At 38.3% G+C, this 21,450-nt stretch carries 19 protein-coding genes, 1 pseudogene and 2 riboswitches; of the genes and pseudogenes, 1 reads left to right on the top strand and 19 read right to left on the bottom strand.

Translation table 11 applies throughout. The features are described from left to right. Nucleotides 1-2 precede the first annotated feature (2 nt). Nucleotides 3-2,288, bottom strand: coding sequence for a ribonucleoside-diphosphate reductase subunit alpha (locus QFZ31_RS09845; RefSeq protein ID WP_307302818.1), 2,286 nt, complete (start codon nucleotides 2,286-2,288; stop codon nucleotides 3-5). 160 nt (nucleotides 2,289-2,448) lie between these two features. Continuing rightward, nucleotides 2,449-2,628: riboswitch (cobalamin riboswitch) on the bottom strand. 146 nt (nucleotides 2,629-2,774) lie between these two features. Next, nucleotides 2,775-2,956, top strand: a riboswitch (cobalamin riboswitch). Nucleotides 2,957-3,132: 176 nt separating this feature from the next. On the opposite strand from QFZ31_RS09845, the gene metE reads away from it, so the two are divergent. After that, nucleotides 3,133-5,424 (top strand): 5-methyltetrahydropteroyltriglutamate--homocysteine S-methyltransferase, encoded by a 2,292-nt coding sequence (gene metE / locus QFZ31_RS09850; RefSeq protein ID WP_307302819.1) that lies wholly within the window; start codon nucleotides 3,133-3,135, stop codon nucleotides 5,422-5,424. Between the two features lie 98 nt (nucleotides 5,425-5,522). Here metE and QFZ31_RS09855 read toward each other — a convergent pair. The 18 genes and pseudogenes from QFZ31_RS09855 to QFZ31_RS09940 form a co-directional block, all read right to left on the bottom strand. After that, nucleotides 5,523-5,790 (bottom strand): annotated as a pseudogene (locus QFZ31_RS09855) (hypothetical protein); the annotation flags it as partial. A gap of 176 nt (nucleotides 5,791-5,966) precedes the next feature. Continuing rightward, on the bottom strand, nucleotides 5,967-6,233 hold the full coding sequence (locus tag QFZ31_RS09860) for a hypothetical protein (protein ID WP_307302820.1): 267 nt from the start codon (nucleotides 6,231-6,233) through the stop codon (nucleotides 5,967-5,969). Nucleotides 6,234-6,448: 215 nt separating this feature from the next. Beyond that, a complete protein-coding gene (gene ssuE / locus QFZ31_RS09865; RefSeq protein ID WP_307302821.1) occupies nucleotides 6,449-7,003 on the bottom strand; it encodes an NADPH-dependent FMN reductase in 555 nt (184 codons plus the stop codon). Nucleotides 7,004-7,051: 48 nt separating this feature from the next. Further along, complete coding sequence (locus QFZ31_RS09870) at nucleotides 7,052-7,267, bottom strand: Fur-regulated basic protein FbpA (RefSeq protein ID WP_307302822.1); 216 nt, start codon at nucleotides 7,265-7,267, stop codon at nucleotides 7,052-7,054. A 58-nt stretch (nucleotides 7,268-7,325) separates the two neighbouring features. After that, nucleotides 7,326-8,480 carry an amidohydrolase gene (locus QFZ31_RS09875; RefSeq protein WP_307302823.1) on the bottom strand — a complete coding sequence of 385 codons (1,155 nt, stop codon included), beginning with the start codon at nucleotides 8,478-8,480 and terminating at the stop codon, nucleotides 7,326-7,328. Nucleotides 8,481-8,494: 14 nt separating this feature from the next. Then, nucleotides 8,495-9,004 carry a GNAT family N-acetyltransferase gene (locus tag QFZ31_RS09880; RefSeq protein WP_307311466.1) on the bottom strand — a complete coding sequence of 170 codons (510 nt, stop codon included), beginning with the start codon at nucleotides 9,002-9,004 and terminating at the stop codon, nucleotides 8,495-8,497. Nucleotides 9,005-9,037: 33 nt separating this feature from the next. Beyond that, nucleotides 9,038-9,808, bottom strand: coding sequence for an amino acid ABC transporter ATP-binding protein (locus QFZ31_RS09885; RefSeq protein ID WP_307302824.1), 771 nt, complete (start codon nucleotides 9,806-9,808; stop codon nucleotides 9,038-9,040). Next, nucleotides 9,805-10,515, bottom strand: a complete 711-nt coding sequence (locus QFZ31_RS09890; protein WP_307302825.1) for an amino acid ABC transporter permease — start codon at nucleotides 10,513-10,515, stop codon at nucleotides 9,805-9,807. Before QFZ31_RS09890 ends, QFZ31_RS09885 begins: the two co-directional genes overlap by 4 nt. Before the next feature lie 17 nt (nucleotides 10,516-10,532). After that, nucleotides 10,533-11,243, bottom strand: coding sequence for an amino acid ABC transporter permease (locus QFZ31_RS09895; RefSeq protein WP_307302826.1), 711 nt, complete (start codon nucleotides 11,241-11,243; stop codon nucleotides 10,533-10,535). Nucleotides 11,244-11,278: 35 nt separating this feature from the next. Then, the gene (locus QFZ31_RS09900; protein ID WP_307311467.1) at nucleotides 11,279-12,109 is read right to left on the bottom strand and encodes a transporter substrate-binding domain-containing protein; all 831 of its coding nucleotides are present in this window, start codon (nucleotides 12,107-12,109) and stop codon (nucleotides 11,279-11,281) included. 69 nt (nucleotides 12,110-12,178) lie between these two features. Continuing rightward, on the bottom strand, nucleotides 12,179-12,454 hold the full coding sequence (locus tag QFZ31_RS09905; RefSeq protein ID WP_307302827.1) for a glutaredoxin family protein: 276 nt from the start codon (nucleotides 12,452-12,454) through the stop codon (nucleotides 12,179-12,181). Between the two features lie 388 nt (nucleotides 12,455-12,842). Continuing rightward, complete coding sequence (locus tag QFZ31_RS09910) at nucleotides 12,843-14,177, bottom strand: LLM class flavin-dependent oxidoreductase (protein WP_307302828.1); 1,335 nt, start codon at nucleotides 14,175-14,177, stop codon at nucleotides 12,843-12,845. Between the two features lie 193 nt (nucleotides 14,178-14,370). Next, the gene (locus QFZ31_RS09915; protein WP_307302829.1) at nucleotides 14,371-14,667 is read right to left on the bottom strand and encodes a DUF2325 domain-containing protein; all 297 of its coding nucleotides are present in this window, start codon (nucleotides 14,665-14,667) and stop codon (nucleotides 14,371-14,373) included. Between the two features lie 140 nt (nucleotides 14,668-14,807). Continuing rightward, nucleotides 14,808-15,863 carry an LLM class flavin-dependent oxidoreductase gene (locus QFZ31_RS09920; protein ID WP_307302830.1) on the bottom strand — a complete coding sequence of 352 codons (1,056 nt, stop codon included), beginning with the start codon at nucleotides 15,861-15,863 and terminating at the stop codon, nucleotides 14,808-14,810. A gap of 29 nt (nucleotides 15,864-15,892) precedes the next feature. Then, nucleotides 15,893-17,923 (bottom strand): ABC transporter ATP-binding protein, encoded by a 2,031-nt coding sequence (locus QFZ31_RS09925; protein ID WP_307302831.1) that lies wholly within the window; start codon nucleotides 17,921-17,923, stop codon nucleotides 15,893-15,895. Between the two features lie 14 nt (nucleotides 17,924-17,937). Continuing rightward, nucleotides 17,938-18,828, bottom strand: coding sequence for an ABC transporter permease (locus tag QFZ31_RS09930; protein ID WP_307311470.1), 891 nt, complete (start codon nucleotides 18,826-18,828; stop codon nucleotides 17,938-17,940). A 37-nt stretch (nucleotides 18,829-18,865) separates the two neighbouring features. Next, entirely contained in the window at nucleotides 18,866-19,798 is a 933-nt protein-coding gene (locus tag QFZ31_RS09935) for an ABC transporter permease (RefSeq protein ID WP_307302832.1), read from the bottom strand. Between the two features lie 24 nt (nucleotides 19,799-19,822). Then, the gene (locus tag QFZ31_RS09940) at nucleotides 19,823-21,430 is read right to left on the bottom strand and encodes an ABC transporter substrate-binding protein (RefSeq protein WP_307311473.1); all 1,608 of its coding nucleotides are present in this window, start codon (nucleotides 21,428-21,430) and stop codon (nucleotides 19,823-19,825) included. Nucleotides 21,431-21,450: the final 20 nt, after the last annotated feature.

The raw sequence follows: 21,450 nt of genomic DNA on the forward strand, positions 1-21,450 counted from the left end.
TACTAACTTTGACATGCTTCGCACTCTTCTATCTCAGATTGAGACGTACTTCGTATGTAATAAGTCGTTTTTAATCCCCGCTTCCATGCTTCCCTATGAAGATTCAATAACTCTACCGCTTTAATATCATGACGAACATAAAGATTGAAACTAATCGATTGATCAATATGACGCTGCCTGGCGGCGTTTTGCCTAATACTCCATGTCTGATCCAACACATGCCTAGTTCGTCGATAAAAGTTGTAACTGTCATGGTCTAAATCAGGCGCCGTGACTTTAAATTTGAAATTTTTCTTCTCCTCTGCGTATTCAACAGCATACAAAGGATCAATCCCATCGGTAGAGCCACCAATCTTTGCCGTGGATGAATTTGGAGCAATCGCCATCATCCAGCCATTTCGAACCCCATTCCTCGAAATCTCATCCATCAATTGGGTCCATCGCTCAGATTTATACCCTTTCCGTTCAAAATACTTGCCTGATTGCCATTCTGAACCTTCAAATTTTGCATAACTGCCTTTTTCCTTAGCCAATGCCATCGATGAACGAATCGTAAGGTAAGCAATATCCTCATATAGTCGATCTGCATATTCAACTGCTTCATCAGATTCCCAATAGAGACCCTCTAACGCAAGAAGGTGATGCCAGCCAAACGTCCCTAATCCAACAGGTCGATATTGTTTATTTGTCACTTCCGCTTGTCCAACTGAAATAGTATTAAGGTCAATGACATTGTCTAGCATTCTCATTTGGATTGGAACCAATCTTTCTAGTACATTCCCTTTAACAGCTTTCGGCAGATTAATAGATGATAGATTGCAGACAACAAAGTCCCCAGGTTTACGAACAATCACAATATTTCCTTCTTCATCCTTATATTCTTTCACAATCGTTGTGGCAGACATATTTTGCGTAATCTCTGTACATAAATTGCTGCAATAAATCGACGAACGGCCCTTTCCTCTTACATGTTTGTTTGGATTTTGACGATTTACCTCATCCCGATAAAACATATACGGTGTACCGGTTTCTAATTGAGAAATCATAATCCTTGCCATTATATCCATCGCCCGATAAGTTTTTCGAGGAAGAAAAGGATGTTTTACTGCTTCTTCATACTTTTCTGTAAAAAACTTTATATCACACTCGTCATAAAAATCTTCCAAACCTAGGGGATTTCCGTCTTGGTCCTTCCACCCCATTATTTGTTTTACTTGATGAGGACAAAAGGTATGCCATTCTCCCACACTTCGACCGTTTTCATCTACTTCTTCTAATTTCTTCATAAACAAGTCTGGTATTGAAACACCTGTAAAAAGATCATGTGCCTTTCGTCGTTCGTCCCCGTTATTTGTCTTTAAGTCTAAAAAACCATTCATAATATCCTTATGAAAAACATCTAAATAAACAGCGATCGCTCCCTGCCTTTGGCCCAATTGGTCGACACTCACCGCTGTATCATTAATAAGCCGAATCCATGGTACCACCCCAGAGGAATTGCCTTTGAATTTCTTGATATCTGAACCTAAGGCACGTACCTTGCCCAGATAAACACCTAGCCCGCCGCCGTCTTTACTTAATCTAGCAATATCCCAATTGTTCAAATAAATTCCATCTAAAGAATCGTCTACTGTATCAATAAAACAGGAAGAGAGCTGCCCAAAGCTTTTTCCGGCATTTGATAGAGTTGGTGTAGCAACTGTCATATACAAGTTGCTGAGTGCCCAGTATGCTTCTTTTACCAGGTTTATTCGGTTTCCCTTTTGTTCTTTTCTCATCAATGTCATGGCGATGATCATAAAGCGCTCTTGAGGTAACTCGTAAAGTTTCCCTTCGTAATCCTTTGCTAAATATCGATCTGCTAATAAAAACAGCCCTATGTAATTAAACAGATCGTCACGTTCAGATGTTATTTCTGTGCCAAATAGTTCAATTTCTTCTTTTGTATAATCTTGTAATAAATCTTGTGAATAGATTCCGATTCTCGTTAATTCAGTAATCAGCGAGTAAAAGTCTCCGTATTTGTTTTCAGGCTGGTACCCCCTGCTGCTTGAAGCATTCCCATAAAGTTCCTGTAAATACAGATTTGCTGCTAGAAAGGTCCAGTTTGGATCACTCATTGAAATTTGATTTAATGCATAAAAAAGGGATTGTTCATTTATGGAAGAGTCTTCAAGATTATTGATCTTTTCAACTAATTCATTTGTGTCCAGATTATATTTTTCAGAAGCTCTTTTCACTGCCGCCAAAACCCAATCCTTTTCTGAACAAACAATGTTTAATTCCATACCAAGTTCCTCATTTCTTTTCATAATGACTTCGTGAGTGAAACAACAAAAAAACCCATCTATGAAGATGGGTTTGATAACGTGGATTAATCTATCATACAGGCTCATTCACTGTAATAGTAGGTATACCCTCGTTATATCTTCCCAGCTCCCGAAGAAGATAATACGTAATAGAAATGGCAGGTCTCCTGACTTGTGCTTCTCCCTACTCTAATCCCTTCCCGTCTTAAAGACAGTGGATATGATTATTTCGTCAGCACTTACAGTTGCGGGTACAGTTCTGGATTTTCACCAGATTCTCTATTAAGTCTATACAGACACCATTTTTATTGGTCATTATCTATATTTAGTATTTTAATTATTTTTCACTACTAAATATTGTATATCCTCAACTATAATATACTAATTTCACTTTGACAATAACAAAAATAATTCTCAGAAAATTATGTACGAATGATTTTTTATATGATATATTAAGTGGCAATTACATATCGTGTAAGAATTGGTGCCAAGCTGAGGCTTGGCTTAATAGGGAAGAACGGTGTAATTCCGTCGCTGTCCCGCAACTGTAATTCGGAGTGAATCACAAATACCACTGTCTTTTGATGGGAAGGTGTGATGAGCATTGATGATAAGCCAGGAGACCTGCCAATTTGTAGTACACACCAGATACCTACGTGGAAATAGGTGGTGACATTCATTTGTACGACAAACGAGTTATGAGTAGTATTGTTTATGCAAGATTTTTAAACATACCTTTAACTTGTATTGTATAGCCATTTCCGGTTCCTGGAGATGGCTTTTTTGTATTTGGACATATGTAAATGAAAAGGAGGAATCGTAAATGAAATTAGCTAGTACAACCATCGGTTACCCATATATTGGCGGTAATCGAGAGTGGAAACGTTGTGTTGAATCGTTTTGGAAGGGTGACAAATCAGAGGAACAGTTTATTTTTGAGATGAAGACCATTCGCTTGAATCATTTGAAGCACCAGCAATCTTTAGGATTAGACATCATAACGGTTGGAGACTTTACATTTTATGATCGTATGCTGGACCTTGCGGCCATGTTCGGTCTAATTCCAGCCCGTTATAAGTGGACTGGCGAAAAGGTAGATCTTACGACTTATTACGCATTGGCACGTGGAGCAAATGATGTAGTGGCTTCTGAGATGACTAAATGGTTTAATACAAACTACCACTATATTGTACCTGAATATGAAAACCAGCCCCTAGAATTAACTCAAAACTATATTTTAGATTATTTTTTAGAAGCGAAGTTTGAACTAGGTTTAATGACAAAGCCAACAATTATTGGCCCTTATACTTTTGTTCAATTGTCTAAAGGGTATGATTCCATATCCAAAGCATCATTTATTTTAAGACTTTTGCCTCTTTATGCTCAAGTACTCCAACAATTAGTAGATGCAGGGGCACAGTGGATTCAAGTGGAAGAACCAGCATTAGTCCTTTCACTAGCGCCTGAAGATATCAAACTAGTTCAACAAATTTATAAACAGTTAGCAGAAGAAGTACCAGCAGCGAAATTGATGTTACAAACCTATTTTGAAGGATTATCAGCATATGAAGAGCTTATTCACTTACCTGTTGCTGGGGTTGGTCTCGATTTTATTCATGGTGCAGATGAGAATATGGCTTCACTCCGTAGATACGGTTTCCCACAAGATAAAGTATTGGGGATTGGAATCATAAATGGCCGTGATATTTGGCGGGCAAATTTGGCTGAAAAAGCAATGATGACAAAGGCTATTTTATCCTTAAGCGGTGTAAGTGAAGCCTGGGTTCAATCTTCATGCAGTTTACAGCATGTTCCTGTCACAACTAAATCTGAAAAGACTCTGGATGCGACATTACTTAATGCCTTATCCTTTGCCGATGAGAAAATCATCGAGTTAACACAACTAACATCCTTCGTTACAGACGAGAACTGGTCAGGAAGTAAAAATGTGTCACAAAGTATGCTGGCAATTCAAGCCTTGGGGCAGCACGAGGTAAGGAAAAATCCACGTGTCAAAGAGCTTTTATTACAAGTTAGACAAGATCATTTTACACGACCAATGCCATTTCAAGAACGTCAACCTTTACAAAAAGCAGCGTTGCAATTACCGGATTTTCCAACCACAACGATTGGAAGCTTCCCTCAATCTGACCAAGTAAAAAGAACGCGTACTGCATGGCGCAAAAAAGAAATAAGTGACACTAAATATGCTGAGTTTTTGAAAAGTGAAACCGCTCGATGGATACAAATTCAGGAAGAGATTGGCCTTGATGTCTTCGTACATGGTGAATTTGAACGAACCGATATGGTGGAGTACTTTGGTGAAAAGCTGAAAGGTTTTGCATTTACTGAAAAAGCCTGGGTGGTATCATATGGGTCACGTTGTGTGAAACCGCCGATTATTTATGGTGACGTCGAGTGGACATCGCAAATGACAGTAAAGGAAGTAGTGGAAGCACAGCGTCTAACGTCTAAGTATGTTAAAGGAATGTTAACAGGTCCTGTCACTATCTTGAATTGGTCTTTTGTTCGTGATGATCTTTCTCGTGAACAAGTAGCCAACCAAATAGCCCTTGCTCTAAAAGAAGAAATTCACGCATTAGAAACTGCAGGCATTGCCATCATTCAGGTGGATGAACCTGCTTTACGTGAAGGCTTGCCACTCAGGAAAGAAGACTGGAATGAATATTTATCATGGGCAGTAAATGCATTCAAGCTCGCGACTTCAAGTGTGAGAAATGAAACACAAATTCATACGCATATGTGCTATTGTGAGTTTAATAACTTTATAGAGCCAATTCGAGCCCTTGACGCAGATGTCATTTCAATAGAAACGTCTAGAAGCCATGGGGAACTGATTCAATCACTAAAACAAAATCCATATGAACTTGGTATCGGTTTAGGTGTGTATGATATACACAGCCCACGTGTCCCAAGCGTAGAAGAAATCGACACAATATTAAAAGAAAGTTTCGAGATTATTTCGAAAGAACAGTTTTGGGTGAATCCAGATTGTGGTTTAAAAACACGCCATGAAGAAGAAACCATTGCTTCATTAAAAAATATGGTAACTGCTGCACGAAAACTTCGTCAACGGCAACAACAAACTGTATAATATAAATTCCCATAAAAGAAAGAAGATGTAAGCTAAAAATCAATTACATCTTCCCTTTTATTTGGCAAATTCGAATTGTATCCCTTAACAAGTTTCCCTTACTCCAAAGAGTCTGCTAACAGCTCCTCATATATTTCATTGTATTTTTTAGCTGATTGAAACCAACTATAATCTTGAGTCATCGCATTTTTTATTAAGCGATTCCATGAATCATTTTGATGATAAAAATCCACATGGCTCAAACTGCGAAGGTATTAAAAACAAATCTGCTCCTTTATAAATTTTATGAGCTAACGCCTCATTAAAACCAATGTATACCTTCACCTTATCTGGATATTGTCGGGTCATTTGATTTAAGAAGTTTTCCGAATAAGCATACATTACTCAGAAATCAGGCCAAACACAGCGTCGATAATTTTATAAAAATTATGGATTAATATATTACAATAGGTGTCTTTTGCCTATTACTAGAGATTGGCTAGAAAAAATTGATAGAACTTTTTAATAAAAGAAAGCGACCCTGAAAATAGGAGTCGCTCTTGTTAATTATTGATATTTTTCAAGAAACTATTTAAAACTTTTCTATACCGCCATATGTCTTTATTATCGACCGGAAGCTCATTTATGTCCCAATATGTTTGATATTTCCTATATGCTGTCAGCTTTCCATCAGGATATTGCATAAATGTTAGGGTTCCGCTGTTTTCCTCATCTTGTAAAGCTATGTAGTACTTCGAACCATCCCAGTTGGCCAATTCACCAAACCTCTCGCAAAACTGCTCAACATCTGCTTTACTTCGTATAATCATTTTATTCACTCCTTGCTTTAATAGATTGATTTGTTGATATCTTTAATAGTCTGCCGTATCATAATTTGATAGTATTATAACATACATCTTTGTTGGAATTTAATATATGTAAGATTTTCGAACTACAAATCAAAAAATCTAATACAAGAAAAGAGAGAATTTTTTATAATTCCCTCTTTTAGTAAAATTAATTAAGTTGTATTTGAAGTATAAATTTAAAGCACCGAACCAGATACACTTTTTCCAAGAAACAATGTTTCTATATTATAAAATGAAGAAACCAATCGGTTTCTCGCTTCTGAATCTAATTCGTACCGATTATTGCCTAATTTTTTTATTTGATTATCTAAAATATATACGCCTTTTAAAATATGGGTTGCACCTAGAGCCGTAAGAACAGGTTTAAGAGCATAATCAAGCATTAATAAGTGACCAAAAGTTCCACCAACAGCAATGGGTAAGATCGTTTTGCCTTCGAGACCATTTTGCGGAAGAAGATCCAAGTAAGTTTTTAATATTCCTGAAAAGGATGCTTTGTAAACCGGAGTCAGTATCACGACCAGATTTGAGTGCTCAACTTTCTTATTTTGCTTTATTATTTCTTCACTATCAAACCTCGCTTGAATTAAATCTTCTGATGGAAGATTGCGGATATTAATGATTTCAGGCGTTATGCCAACCCCATTCAAATGATTTATCACACCATGTAAAACCCCATTTAATCTCGTATGTTCTGAAGGACTGCCAGAAATAATTGTCACTTTACTCATTATTGTGTACTTCCTTTCCTCGTTGAATTTTTTTACAAAAATCATTTTTTACTTTTTGTCTGATTTAGGTCCAGTTAATTTGATAGAACCAATATCACTGTGGGGATGACTAAGGGAAATAAATCTTCTATATTCATTTTCTAAGTCCGTTAGTGATAGCTCGAAAAGGTGTTTATCTTCTTTCTTATACACATTATAAGCAATCAGTTTTTTTATTAGTTTATTGCGCTTATTTTCAACAGCATTCCGAAGAATCTCTCCCATCCGAATCACTCCTATTTATAGTTTAATAAATACAACGTTTTCGTATGGATCATAATCTTTAGATTCGTAAACTAGAAACAGGTCTATTTAATAATTCTCTAGAACTTTCAAATAAAAAATATGCGGCTTTAATAATTGCCGATTCATCAAGGGTAAATCCGGGATGATGCCACTCCTCGTTTCCGTTTGTACCGAAAAATGCAAAAGTCCCTGGGACGTTATAAAGATAGTAGGAGAAATCCTCACCGGCCATTGATGGTTCCGGATCAAGTACTTTTAAGGAATACTTTTTAGCAACATACCTTGCAATCTCCGTCACCGACTTATGGTTATCTAGTGGTGGTGGACCTGGAAACCAGCCAATTTCAACTTCGTGTGAAAAAGCCGTGGCAATGGCTTGAACAATTGTATAAAATTTTGCTTTTACGTCTGCACGAACTTTATTGTCAAAAGTCCGAATGGTCCCCTCAAGGATGATATTATCTGGAATAACGTTCCATGTGCTGCCGCCAACAATTTTCGTCACACTTAATACCGCACTTTGAAGAGGAGACACATTCCGACTTACTACAGACTGAAGAGCAGTTATAAGGTGCCCTGCCGCTACAATTGGATCCTTTCCATGTTGCGGTATTGCAGCATGGCTTCCTTTACCATAGAGAACAATATGAAATCGATCGACTGCAGCCATTAAAGGTCCATCTTTTAAGCCAACTGTTCCCACAGGCAGGTCTGGTTTATTATGAAGTCCAATTATGGCTTCTACTCCCTCGAGCTGACCATCATGAATCACCTTTTGGGCACCACCGCCTGATTCTTCAGCAGGCTGAAAAATAATCCGAACTGTTCCATTCAACTCAGCTTGAGTTTCTTTCAAAAGATAAGCCGCACCTATGGCTGCTGCAGTATGAAAATCATGACCGCATGCGTGCATTTTCCCTTTGATTTTGGAGGAATAGGGTAAACCTGTTTGTTCCACAATCGGAAGGGCATCAATATCTGCACGAATGGCAACAATTGGTCCAGGATTCCCACCTTTAATTTCTGCAACTACACCTGTAGGCAGTCCAGTACTGCGAATATCAATTTCTTCATCTTGCAGCCATTTTTTAATCGAATTTGTTGTTTCAAATTCTTCATTTGATAATTCTGGATATTGATGTAAATGACGCCTTATCGAAATGAGGTGCGATTCCAATTCAGTTCGATCCATATCCTCACTTCCTTCTATAAATCAAATCGAAAGCATTTTACTAATATCTCTTGATTCTGAAATTCCTTGGTTTGATCTCGTTTGAAACCAAACCATTCGTACAGCCGGATTGCTTTATGCATTTTATCACTTGAATGCAAATACAAGCTTGTCGCTCCAAGCTCCTTTGCGTAGGCAACACTCGCTTTTAATAACTCTTGTGCTACACCGCGCCCTCTTGCCTCAGGATGAACACCTAACAATCGAATAATTGGCGAGAAAATTTCAAGTTCTGGCCTTGCATATGCCTTTTCGGAGGATTGAAAAAGCTGCAAACTTCCAAGGATATCCTGATTGCTTTTTGCCACTAATATCTTATCGACATCTGGATTATCAATGGAGGCTTGAATATTTTCTAAATACCATTTCCAAATTTCAGGATCTTTATAGGAATGTTCATACTGTTGATAACTCTTTACTAATAAATTCCTTACCTGTTCCTTTTCATCTTCTCTAATCTCATCAATGATGATTTGGTTTGTCACCAAAACATTCACCTTCCTCCCTATGATTGATTGTTAATTCACCTGTTCTTTAAGTGGTGTAAAAAATGATTCACCAGAAATTCGTTGTAAGAACCGCCGGGTACGTTCCTCCTTTGCTGCATGAAAAATTTCCAATGGTGTGCCTTCCTCGACGATTACTCCTTCATCCATGAACAACACCCGATTCGATACTTCTCTTGCAAAACTCATTTCATGGGTGACAACCACCATCGTTATACCTTCTTGTGCAATCGATTTAATAACGGATAGAACATCTCCAACTAACTCAGGATCTAGTGCGGATGTAGGCTCATCGAAAAGAATCACCTCTGGATTTAAAGCTAAGGCTCTAGCAATCCCAACCCTTTGTTGCTGCCCGCCTGAAAGCTGAGAAGGATAGTGATGCAGTTTATCACTTAAGCCCACTTTCTCTAGCACTCTTTCACTTTGTTGTCTTGCGTCCTTTTTCTTTACCTTTTTTGCCACGATTAACCCTTCCATCACATTTTCCACCACTGTTTTATGGGCAAATAAATTATAATGCTGAAAAACCATGGCCGATTGTTTTCTGATCGCGAGCATTTCTTTTTTTGTGGCTTTTTCTGAATCAACAATTATATTTCCTATTTGAACTATTCCGGCATTTGGTTTTTCTAAGAAATTGAGGCACCTTAACAGTGTCGTTTTGCCCGATCCACTTGGACCAAGGATGGTAACGACCTCCCCCTTTTCAATTTTTAAGTTAATTCCTTTTAATACTGGCAACTGATTAAATGATTTTTTGATACCTTGTAAATAAATCATGACACGCCTCCTCGATTATAAGCAGTCACCTTCTTTTCAAGTAAAAAAGATATCCCTTCTACTAGAATCGTAATGCCCCAATAGATAATACCAGCGGCAATAAAGGCTTCTAGAAATTTCAAGTTAACCGAAGCCACAATATTAGCCGCCCCCGTTACTTCTTTCTGAGATACAAGAAAAGCTATTGATGAAGTGTGCAGGAAGCCAACAAAAACATTTGTGAAATTCGGAATCGACTGAGCTAAAGCCTGTGGTAAGATAATGCGGATCATCGCCTGAAACTTTGTCATCCCAACCGAATAAGCAGCCTCCATTTGCCCATTTGAAACGCTGATAATACCAGATCGAATTATTTCAGATAAATACGAACCAGCAGCCAATGTTAAGGCTATTAATACAAACAAAATAATCGGGATTTTATTTGTTTGAATACCTAAATCAAACCTGAGTGAAAGTTGATCGAGTAATAGTGGGAAGCCAAAATAAATGACCATAATATGCATGATAATGGGTGTTCCTCTGAAAAAGGACACATAACCATTTGCGATTCGATAGAGAAATTTCACTTTATAAATTCTTACGAGAGCCACACCAATACCGATTAAAAAACCGGCCAGCAAGGGAACAATGGTTAGGATCAGTGTAATAGGAAGCACCTTAATAATTTCTTTAAATGCTACCCAAATAAATGGAATATCAATTATCATGTAAGCGATCCTCCTTCCTAAGCAACGGCCGTTACATCAGCCTTCTGATAGCGATTGAAATATTTTTCTAGTTTACTAAAAATCTTTTCAAACATTACGACGATAATATAGTAAATAATAGATAGAGAGAGATAAACTTCAAGTGCATGTGCGGTTGCAGCTATAAGGGTATCTCCTCTACCCATCATGTCCATCACTCCAATGGTAAAGGCAAGAGAAGTATCCTTTAAAGAACCGATCACTGAATTTGCCATATTCGGAAATGCAATCCTAATGGCCTGCGGAAGAACGATCCGGAAAAAGTTCTGTCTGCTTGTCATCCCGACAGAAAAGGCAGCCTCGGTCTGACCGTAATCCACTGCTCGAATGGCGGCTCGAAAAATTTCAGAAAAGCCAGCACCATTACTAATTGCGTAGGTTATGATGACAAAATAAATGGCCTCCATCCTTGTAATATCAATAGAAAATAACAGTAAGAGAATTGCTGGCAGACCATAAAAAACAAGGAATAATTGTATTAATATTGGAGTTCCCCGAATAAATGAAACGTATAATATCACTAGTTGATTCAAAATTGGTATTTTATAAAGTCTCGGAATCGCTGCTGCGATACCGAGGACAAATCCTAGAATAATAGATGCTGCTAATATCTGTAGAGTTATTCCTAGGTATTGAATAAGTGTCGGAATAAACTCAATTATTAACATCAGATCAAATGCTTTCCCCATTTTGTTTCAAACCTCCCAAACGCTTCTCCCACATTTTAAAAATTAACGGTATAGTCAGCTCCTAACCATTTTTTACTCAACTCACTTACTACTCCTTCTTCTTTCAATTCAACCAGTGCTTCGTCAATTCTTTTTTGTAAAGGTGTTTCATCTTTTCTAAGTAGGAAATATACCTTCGAATTAAGCAGCGGCTCACCCACTACTTTTTGCTGTGCATCTACGGCATCGTTACTGAAATCGACAGAAAATGGTGTCGTGATCGTTGCGTCTGCGCGACCTGTTTTTATTTGATTAATCGTAGAATCAGGTCCATTCCCCGCATAAACGATTTCAATTCCTGCATTATTTTCTTTGTTGTATTTTTCTAAAAAAACAGCTGAATTACTGGTTGCACTGACAATAGCCTTTTTCCCTTTTAAATCCTTAATTGAATGAATATCGTTATTATCTTTATGAACCGTTACATGAAGCGGAAAGATATTATATGGTTCCTCATTAAACAGGAATTTCTCTTGGCGTTCCTCATTTACTTCCATTTGGTGTGCCACAAAATCGATTTTATTTGTTTCTAGGCTTAATAAAAGATTAGAAAATTCCATCGTTTTGAATTCAAATTCGTACTCAGGCAGCTTTTCATCAATTTTTCGAACTAATTCAACATCATATCCAGTTAACTTTCCATCCTCATCAATGAAGCAAACATTAGGAAACTGTGTCCCAGTTCCAACTATTATTTTTTGGACTTTTGCGCCCTCATTAGCACCACCTGAACTTTCTTCTTTAGTTGATTTCGTCTCTTGAGAGGAGCATGCACCAAGGACTAAAGCAAGCAGTCCTAGTATTACTACCATGAATTTTTTCTTCATTTTCATTTTCCATCCATCCCTTTTAACTTAAATGTTATTAACCTATTAAATATATGTTTTTAGTCGGAATTAACTCGAAATTTTATTATTAAATTTCTCAAGGACTTTTTCAAGATGGTCAATTCCTACCTTTGTTACCCCTTCATACAACTCACCCTGACCAATTTCAACTACAGGTACATGTCTGACTCCATACTTAACTTCCAAAATATCTCTACGCTCATCATAATGGGTAACATCAATCGTTTCGTATTTATACCCTTTTTCTGTTAAATATTGTTTTACCTCACTACAATAGTGACAACCCACTTTAGCCCAAACCACAATGGATATTTCTTTTCCCATCTTACTTTCCTCCCTATCATTTTTATTTTTTTTATAAAAGGCATTGTTAAAGACTTATGTTGATTTTTCTTACAAAATCGTCATGAAGGACTTATCTCACCTGAAACTTTCTTGATTAGTCCTTCATCGACCTTATGAAGGACTAATCTCACCTTGAACCTTCCTGATTTGTCTTTCATCAACCCTATTAAGGACTAATCTAACCTTGAACTTTCCTGATTTGTCCTTCATCGACCTTTTATACCGCTTTACTAAAAATCAACAATGAAATTTAACTAAGCTTAATTAAAAAGGCTCTCCATTCAAGATTGATAGAATCTTAAATAGAGAGCCTCTAGTTGACTAGTCGGCAAATATACTCTTCGCTTTTTACTAATTTTTTGTTTTGTCAATGGGTTGTCACCTTTTTTGCATAACGGTTTTCTGGATAAGGAATTCCTAGGTTACCACGTAATGTTTCAGCTTCGTATTCAGTTCTAAATAGTCCTCGTTTTTGAAGAATCGGCACCACAAAGTCCACAAAATCATTCAATCCATTTGGAACCGCTGAACCAATTATAAACCCATCAGCGCCATTCCCTTCAAACCATTCCTGGATGAGATCAGCTACTTTTTCAGGAGTTCCAATAAATGTCGGTTTTGGTGTTGTCTCTTGTAATGCAACTTGTCGAAGTGTTAAATTATGTGCCTTTGCTTGCTGTTTAATTCGATCAGTATGACTTTGGAAGCTATTCTTACCTAAATCTCCTAATTCAGGGAACGGAGCATCGAGAGGATATTGTGAGAAATCATGATGCTCAAAATATCGACCTAGATAATCTAGAGCTTTATCGATTGATACTAGATTTGCAATTTCTTGATATTTTCTTTCAGCTTCTTCCTCCGTTGCACCAATAATTGGTGCGATCCCTGGAAGGATTGCGAGTTCATCTGGATTACGTCCCAAAGCTTTTGCTCTGTTTTTAACATCCTGATAAAACTCTCGTGCGGCTGATAATGTTGGATGACCTGTGAATATAGCATCCGCCTCTCTTGCGGCAAGGTCTTTTCCTGCCTCCGAGGAACCAGCTTGGAATATTAATGGTCTGCCTTGCTTGGATCTGCCGATGTTTAGTGGTCCCTGTACGGAGAAAAATTCTCCTCTGTGATTTAATTGGTGTAATTTATCTGAATCAAAAAATACCCCGGTTTCTTTATTTCGAACAAATGCATCATCTTCCCAAGAATCCCAAAGTCCTTTCGCAACTTGCAAGTATTCTGCAGCAATTCGGTACCTTTTCGCATGATCAGGATGTTCCTCGATTGTTTTGCTAAAGTTTAATGCCGTCTTCTCTAATGGAGAAGTAACAACATTCCAGCCCGCACGGCCATTACTGATATGGTCAAGCGATGCAAATTGCCTTGCAACATTAAAGGGTTCACTATATGAAGTAGACAGTGTTCCCACAAGTCCTATATTTGAAGTAACGGCTGCAAGTGCCGACAAAATCGTTAATGGTTCGAAACGATTTAAAAAGTGCGGAATCGATTTCTCGTTAATATGCAAGCCATCGGCAATAAAAACTAAGTCGAATTTTCCTTCTTCGGCCTTTTGTGCCTGATTGGTATAGAACTTCAAACTTACGCTTGCATCTGCTTGAATATCAGGATGTCTCCAACCAGCAATATTTCCTCCAACCCCATGAATAATAGCGCCAAATTTCAATTTTTTTTGAATAGACATTGAATATCCTCCTTTTTTAATTCCAAGTTATTTGATTGGAATACTATAATTATTCTTGTGATTTATCCTATCACGTAAAGAATAAAGATTCTATACTTTACCTGATAGAAAAATATATTGTATTGATTCATAAAATCTATCAAACAAAATAGTTGACTCACCTTATCGCCTATCAATTTACTATAACAGCATGCTAATTATTAACATTTATTTGACTTTTTTTAATCTCCTCACGTATAAAACACCAAGACCTCTTCGAAAAGCAAATCGGAATCCCATATTCTTGTGCCCTACGTTTTATGGCTCCTGTGAGATTGTGGTTGATAAAGTCTGTTAACACTAAGATTAAATCTACTTTTCTTGGTATATCAGTGCGAACCATCTTTTTTTTCCGTCCATTTAAATGGATTACTTCCCCGAAGCCCTCCCCCTCTAAATTTTTAAGAATATTACCGATACGATCTCCTCCTATAACTAACAGGGACTTCATGGCCCACCCTCCTTGCTTACCAAAACACAACTAAACCTACTACTCAACTAGGAATTATGATAATAAAAAGTACTTCATAAATGATTAATGAAGACCTTTTGTATACTATTGGATTACTTACTAAGTATAAGTACATTTACCTATATCAATGTTGATTGTTCTTCTTCCCAAACCGTACTAGGAATTTCTCGTCGAAGTACTGGTATAACCTCCTCAGCAAACCTGTCAAGCTGTTCATATTGTTCTTCGACACTTAAGCCCCCTACTCCAATGGCTTGCACCTGATGTCCAAAAGCTTGGTGATATTTAAGAATTTTCTCTATTATTAAATCTACACTTCCTATTAATGCTGAACCATGTTGAATGTGGTCTTCCAGGTTCTTAAATGGAGATTGATTATGTTTTGCTGCATCTGAATTCATTTGAATATCATAGTAGGGACGGAAACGTTTTATAGCTTCTTCCGTTGTATTGGCCAAGTATAAACTGCCTGCACCTGCACCGACTATTGCTTTATTCGAATCATATCCATAATATTCAAGCCTCTCGCGGTAATGATCAATTAACTCTTTATATTTACCCATTGGATGAAAGGCATTTGATGAAAAGATTGGTTCCCCATTCTTAGCTGCAAGCTCAGTAGAAATTGGACTTGATGCACTGCCATGCCAAATGGGTATCTGTTTTTGAAACGGTCTAGGTTCTGTCGTTACATTATATAATGGGGGACGGTATGTCCCCTCCCATGAGACATTTTCTTCAGTCCATAAGCGCTTCAGAAAATCATATCGTTCAGCAAGTGAAGCCCATTGTTCTTCCTCTTTTATACCAAATAACGGGTAATGGCGTGGATCGTTACCTTTCCCAATCATCATCTCTAACCTTCCACCGGAAAGATGATCCAGTGTGGCATAATCCTCTGCTACTCGAACAGGATCGAGAATACTCAAAACCGATACAGTAGGCAGTAAGCGTATCTTAGACGTTCTGGCAGCAATGGCGGTTAACAATATGGCAGGAGAAGAAGATAAAAATGGAGCACCATGCCGCTCTCCGACCCCATAGCCATCAAATCCAAGAGATTCAGCAAAAACAGCCTGGTCGATTGCTTGTTGAATTCGTTCTTGTGATGTTAACAATTCACCCGACACACCATTGGGGTGATTACTTATAAGATCAAACAATACAAATTTCATTCTGATTTCCCCCGATTCTATCTCTTACTTTATAGCGGATCATGGCAAGCAACCCAGTGCCCCGTATGAATTTCCCTAAAAATAGGCTGTTCTTCTCGACAACGTGCCGTTGCTGCTGGACAGCGGGTATGAAATCTACATCCAACTGGGGGATTTGCTGGTGATGGAATTTCCCCCTGTATTGAAATTCGTTCTCTAGTACGGGTAGGGTCGGCAATTGGTATTGAATCAATTAAACCCTTTGTGTAATGGTGTGCAGGTTGCGAGAATAAAATTTCGCTCGTTGCCATTTCCACCATTTGTCCCAAGTACATCACACCGATACGATCTGACACATGTCGTACAATATTTAAGCCGTGAGCAATAAATAAATAAGTTAAATCCCTCTCCCGCTGTAAATCCTGGAGTAAATTAACGATTTGTGCCTGTACAGATACATCTAAAGCAGATACTGCTTCATCGGCTAAAATAAACTGAGGATTAAGAGCAATTGCTCTGGCAATGGCAATACGCTGCCGCTGCCCTCCAGAAAATTCATGTGGATAAAGATTATAACTACTTTTATTTAAGCCAACCCGCTCTAATAAATCTTGAACTCTATCAACCTTATCCTTTGCACTTAGCGATTCATGAACCTGAAGCGGTTCACCTATAATGTCTCCAACCTTCCAACGGGGATTAACAGAACCGTATGGATCTTGATAAATCATCTGCATATTTCTTCTCTTTTGACGTAATTCTTTTGCATCCAATTTCGACAGATCCTGCCCCTGAAAAAATACTTTTCCACTCGTTGGTTTCTCTAACTGCAATAGAACCCTTCCCAATGTAGATTTTCCACTTCCAGATTCCCCAACAAGACCGAATGTCTCCCCTTTCTCAATCGTGAAGGTCACATTCTCCACTGCTCGTAAGTAGGAAGAATTTCGAGAGAAAGGACTCTTCTTGCCAAACGGATAAAATTTGCTCAATTCCTGTATAGTAAACAATGGTTCAGATTCATGCTTTGCATCGCTCTGAACTATTTCCTTGATAATGTGCCAATCATTTTTTGTTTCCCCTTCCGGTTGTTTCCAATCAATTGATTCTACCAAGTCCTCTGCATACCAGCATGCCGTATGGCGATTATTTACTTCTCTTAATAGTGGTGACTCCATTTTGCAGCGTTCTGTTGCAAATGGACAGCGCGGATGAAACTGACATCCCGGAGACAGATCAGCCAATCCTGGAATAGACCCATTTATAGAGTAAAGTTTTTTACCTCGATCACTAGCTATTGTGGTAATCGACTGCAGCAATCCACGTGTATAAGGATGGTGAGGAAGCTCAAACATTTGCGATACCGTTGCATACTCAACAATTCTTCCTGCATACATCACAATAATCCTGTCTGCCATTTGTGCAGCAACACCCATATCGTGTGTGATTAAGAGAATCGACATACCAAACTCTTCTTTTAATTCTTGTAGTAACTTCAGTATCTGAGCTTGAATTGTGACGTCAAGTGCAGTTGTTGGCTCATCTGCGATCAATAGGTCAGGACCACATGCAAGTGCCATCGCAATCATTGCACGTTGCAGCATTCCTCCAGAGAGTTCATTCGGATATTGATTCAATCGTAATGCAGCGTCGGAAATACCAACCCGATTCAATAAATAAAGCGCGCGTTCTTTCGCCTGCAATTTTGTAAATTGCTTGTTTTCAAGAATGGTTTCGATAATTTGGCTGCCAATCGTAAAAACCGGATCAAAAGCAGCCATTGGTTCTTGAAAAATCATCGCCACTTTTTTCCCACGAATCGAACGAAGTTTTTTTTGGGAAAGTTGGGCTAGGTCCATTCCATCTAGTACAATGCTTCCTGCTGATATCTTTCCATTTTCATAATCAATGAGCCTCATGATTGCCTTCGATGTAACGCTCTTGCCGCTCCCAGACTCGCCGACAATGCAGACCGTTTCACCAATGTTAATATGTAACGATACATCTTTGATTGCGGTAAGATCACCATCCTTCATGGTAAAATCAACTTTCAAATGTTGAATATCAAGGAGCTTTTCCATCTGAAGTTCCTCCTTTATCTAGTTCTGCTTGTTTTCGGATCAAATGTATCTCGAAGTTTATCTCCAATTATATTTACAGAGAGAACAAAAAGGGTAATAGCTAAGCCTGGAAACGTGGAGATCCACCAGCCTACAGTCAAATAACCTCGCCCCTGTGAAAGAAGCGCGCCCCAATCTGGAATTTCTTTAATGATACCAAGTCCGAGAAAGCTCAACCCTGATCCAATTAATATGGAGGTACCGAGACCAATTGTCGCCATGACTAAAAGCGGTGACCAGGAATTTGGTAATAGGTGCCAAAGAAATATCCTCCATTCAGGTGTACCTATGGAACGAGAAGCCTCAACATATTTGCGCTTTTTAATACTCATCAATTGTCCTCTCATTACACGTGCATAACCTGGAATGGATGAAACTGCAACTGCTAAGACAATATTCATTAATCCTGGTCCAAGTGCAGCAGCGATGGCTAACGCTAGAAGAATACCAGGAATCGTCATCAAAATTTCAATTAACCGCATGACAATCACATCAATTATGCCGCCAAAATAACCGGATACCGAGCCGATTATTCCGCCAATCAATCCTCCAATTACAACGGAAGCAATTCCAATAATAAGAGAGTCACTGCTGCCATAGATGACAAGACTTAAAACATCTCTCCCAAAATAATCAGTTCCGAACCAATGTGCTGAATTCGGAGGACTTAAAATAAGGGATGTATCCATAAAGGTTGGCGAATAGGGAGCAATCCATTTTGGAAATAAGGCACACAAGATAATGAATATCACAATCATTCCTGCACCTAAAATAAATAGATTTTCTACAGAGAAGTTTGTTTTTTGCTTAGTGAATTTCCATTTTGGAACATGCAGCACCGTTTTGGTATTTACCACTTCCTTCATCACAATTTCCCTCCCACTTTATTATTTTGGTTTTCCTTTAATGAGCTCTTCTTACCCGTGGGTCAATGAATGAATACGATAAATCAACTAAAAGATTAATCACCACATAAACAATAGCACTGAAGAAGACAACACCTTGTATGACAGGTAAGTCTTTAGCCATAATGGCATCTGCTACAATTCGACCAATCCCCTGTCTTGAGAATACCGTTTCAATAACAACTGTACCGGCCAATAGTTCCCCGATATTTAGTCCAATGATGGTTATGGCAGGAATAAGTGCGTTGCGAAGGGCATGACGATACATAACGACCCGTTCCGAAAGACCCTTAGCACGCAAAGTAACAATAAATTGCTCATTAATCACATCAAGCATGCTGTTACGCACCATCCGAATGATAAAGCCCGCCCCCACAAAACCCAATGAAAGGGATGGCAGCACTAATGTTTTCCAACCATCAGACCCTATGCTAGGCAGCCAGTTTAAATAGACAGAAAATATAAGAATAAGTAAAATCCCCGACCAAAAAGTCGGCATTGATATACCAAATAATCCGATGATACGAGCGATAATATCAATCCATTTATTACGATAAATGGCCGATAGAACACCAAACGTAACTCCAATGACAACAGATAATACCGCGCTAGTAATCGTTAAGGCCAGTGTGGCTGGAAAATGTTCTACTATCTTTGGCAGTACTGGTTCACTATTCACTACAGATTGACCAAAATCACCTTGAAGTACATTCATGAAATATTCTGAGAATTGAATGTAAAACGGCTGGTCGAGCCCCAATTCCTTGCGTAAATTCGCGACCATTTCAGGTGTTGCAACTGAGGGATCAATCATAGAAAGCACTGGATCCCCTGGAAGCAAATAGATGATGGAAAAGACAAGGATTGAGGAGCCTATAATCGATACAAATGCAGTCGAGATTTTCAATAATACCTTGTTTACTAGAGTCACAATGTATCAGCTCCTTCTCTCTTTTTATTCAATACTTACATCATTGAATAATGGATAGCCTAATGCATCGAATGTAATACCATTTACTGTTTTAGATGCAGCAACCGTATATGGAAATACATAAATTGGAATGATCCAAGCATCTTTAATAATTTTTTGCTGCGCTTTTTTATAAATTTCTTCACGCTTTGCCTGGTCAAGCTCTGAAGTTCCTTGTTCTAGCAACTGGTCTAATTCTGTGTCAGAACCTCCAGGTAATCCTTTAAAAACAGCTTCCTCCTCTGGTGTTCGTGTATGGTAGATCGCACGAAGCGCATTTGGATCAGAATTAACTTGGCTGTTTCCATATAAATCGTAATCAGCGTTCGTATAGATTACCGACGCAACGTCTTTTGTAATGTTAATCTCAACCTTGATTCCAATTCTTTTTAACTGCTGCTGGACAATGACAGCAATATCATTTCGTTTCTCACGATTAGGTGATCCGTCTACATAATTCAATGTAAGCTGCTTACCATCTTTTACACGAATACCATCTGAACCCTTTTCATAACCGAGCTCGTCAAGAATTTTATTAGCCTTGTCAATATCGACTTTCACACTGCCTTCGAGTGATTTATCATATCCTACTATCCCAGGGGTCAGCGGTGACCATGACCTTTCGTATGTGCCTAAGTATAATGTCTTCACAATCGAATCAACGTCAATTGCAAGTTGAACAGCTTGACGCGCCTTTACATTATTCCAAGGTTCTTTTCTTTGATTGAAAAAGAGTGTATATGGCAAGCCTATTGTGTTTACAGTTAGTAATTGTGTTTTAGGATCATTCTTTAAGGTAGCAATATTTTGTGGTGGTACTGTTTCAGCCGCAAGCACCTGTCCGCTTTGCACACTGCCAATTCGTGTTGCCTCTTCCGGAACAATTTTAAAGCTAATTTTATCCAAGTAAGGTTTTCCTTTGTTTTCTACGTTAGAAGGTCCCCAATTGTAATCACTATTTTTCTCAACTTGAATGTCGGCATTTTCTGTCCAATTAACAAATTTAAATGGTCCAGTCCCCACTGGGTTTTTACCAAACTGATCACCATATTTTTCTACCGCAGTCGGTGAAACAATCCCGAGCTGGTTTTGACTTATGTTACTTAAGAATGCAGCAGAAGGCGTTGCAAGGTTAATTTTTATCGTATACTCTTCTAAAACTTCTGAAGACACGTAAGGTCGAAGAAGACTTAGTGCATTTCCTGATTTTGTTTTTGGATCAATAATACGATCAAAACTGAATTTTACAGCCTCAGCGTTAAAGGGGGTCCCATCGTGAAATTTCACGTCTTCGCGCAATTGAAATATATAACTTTTTCCATCCTCCGAAACCGTCCATTCCGTTGCCAGCCATGGCTGGATGGTACCATCCTCTGCTTGAATAACTAAGTTATCAAAAATGGTTCGGAATACACGTCCCGCTACGGCTAAACCGCTTCGATGCGGATCAAGTGAATCGGGAGATGTTGCGAGAGCATAGGTTAATTCCCCACCTTGTTTAGGTTGTGCATCGGCCTTTTCGTTTGTTTCTGCTGAACTATTTTTTGTACTAGCACTATTTGCACAACCAGATAACAGAAGCAATAACGCCATTGAGATAGAAATAACCTTAG

Origin of the sequence: Neobacillus niacini (assembly GCF_030817595.1) — a bacterium.
Classification (GTDB): Bacteria; Bacillota; Bacilli; order Bacillales; family Cytobacillaceae; genus Neobacillus; species Neobacillus niacini_G.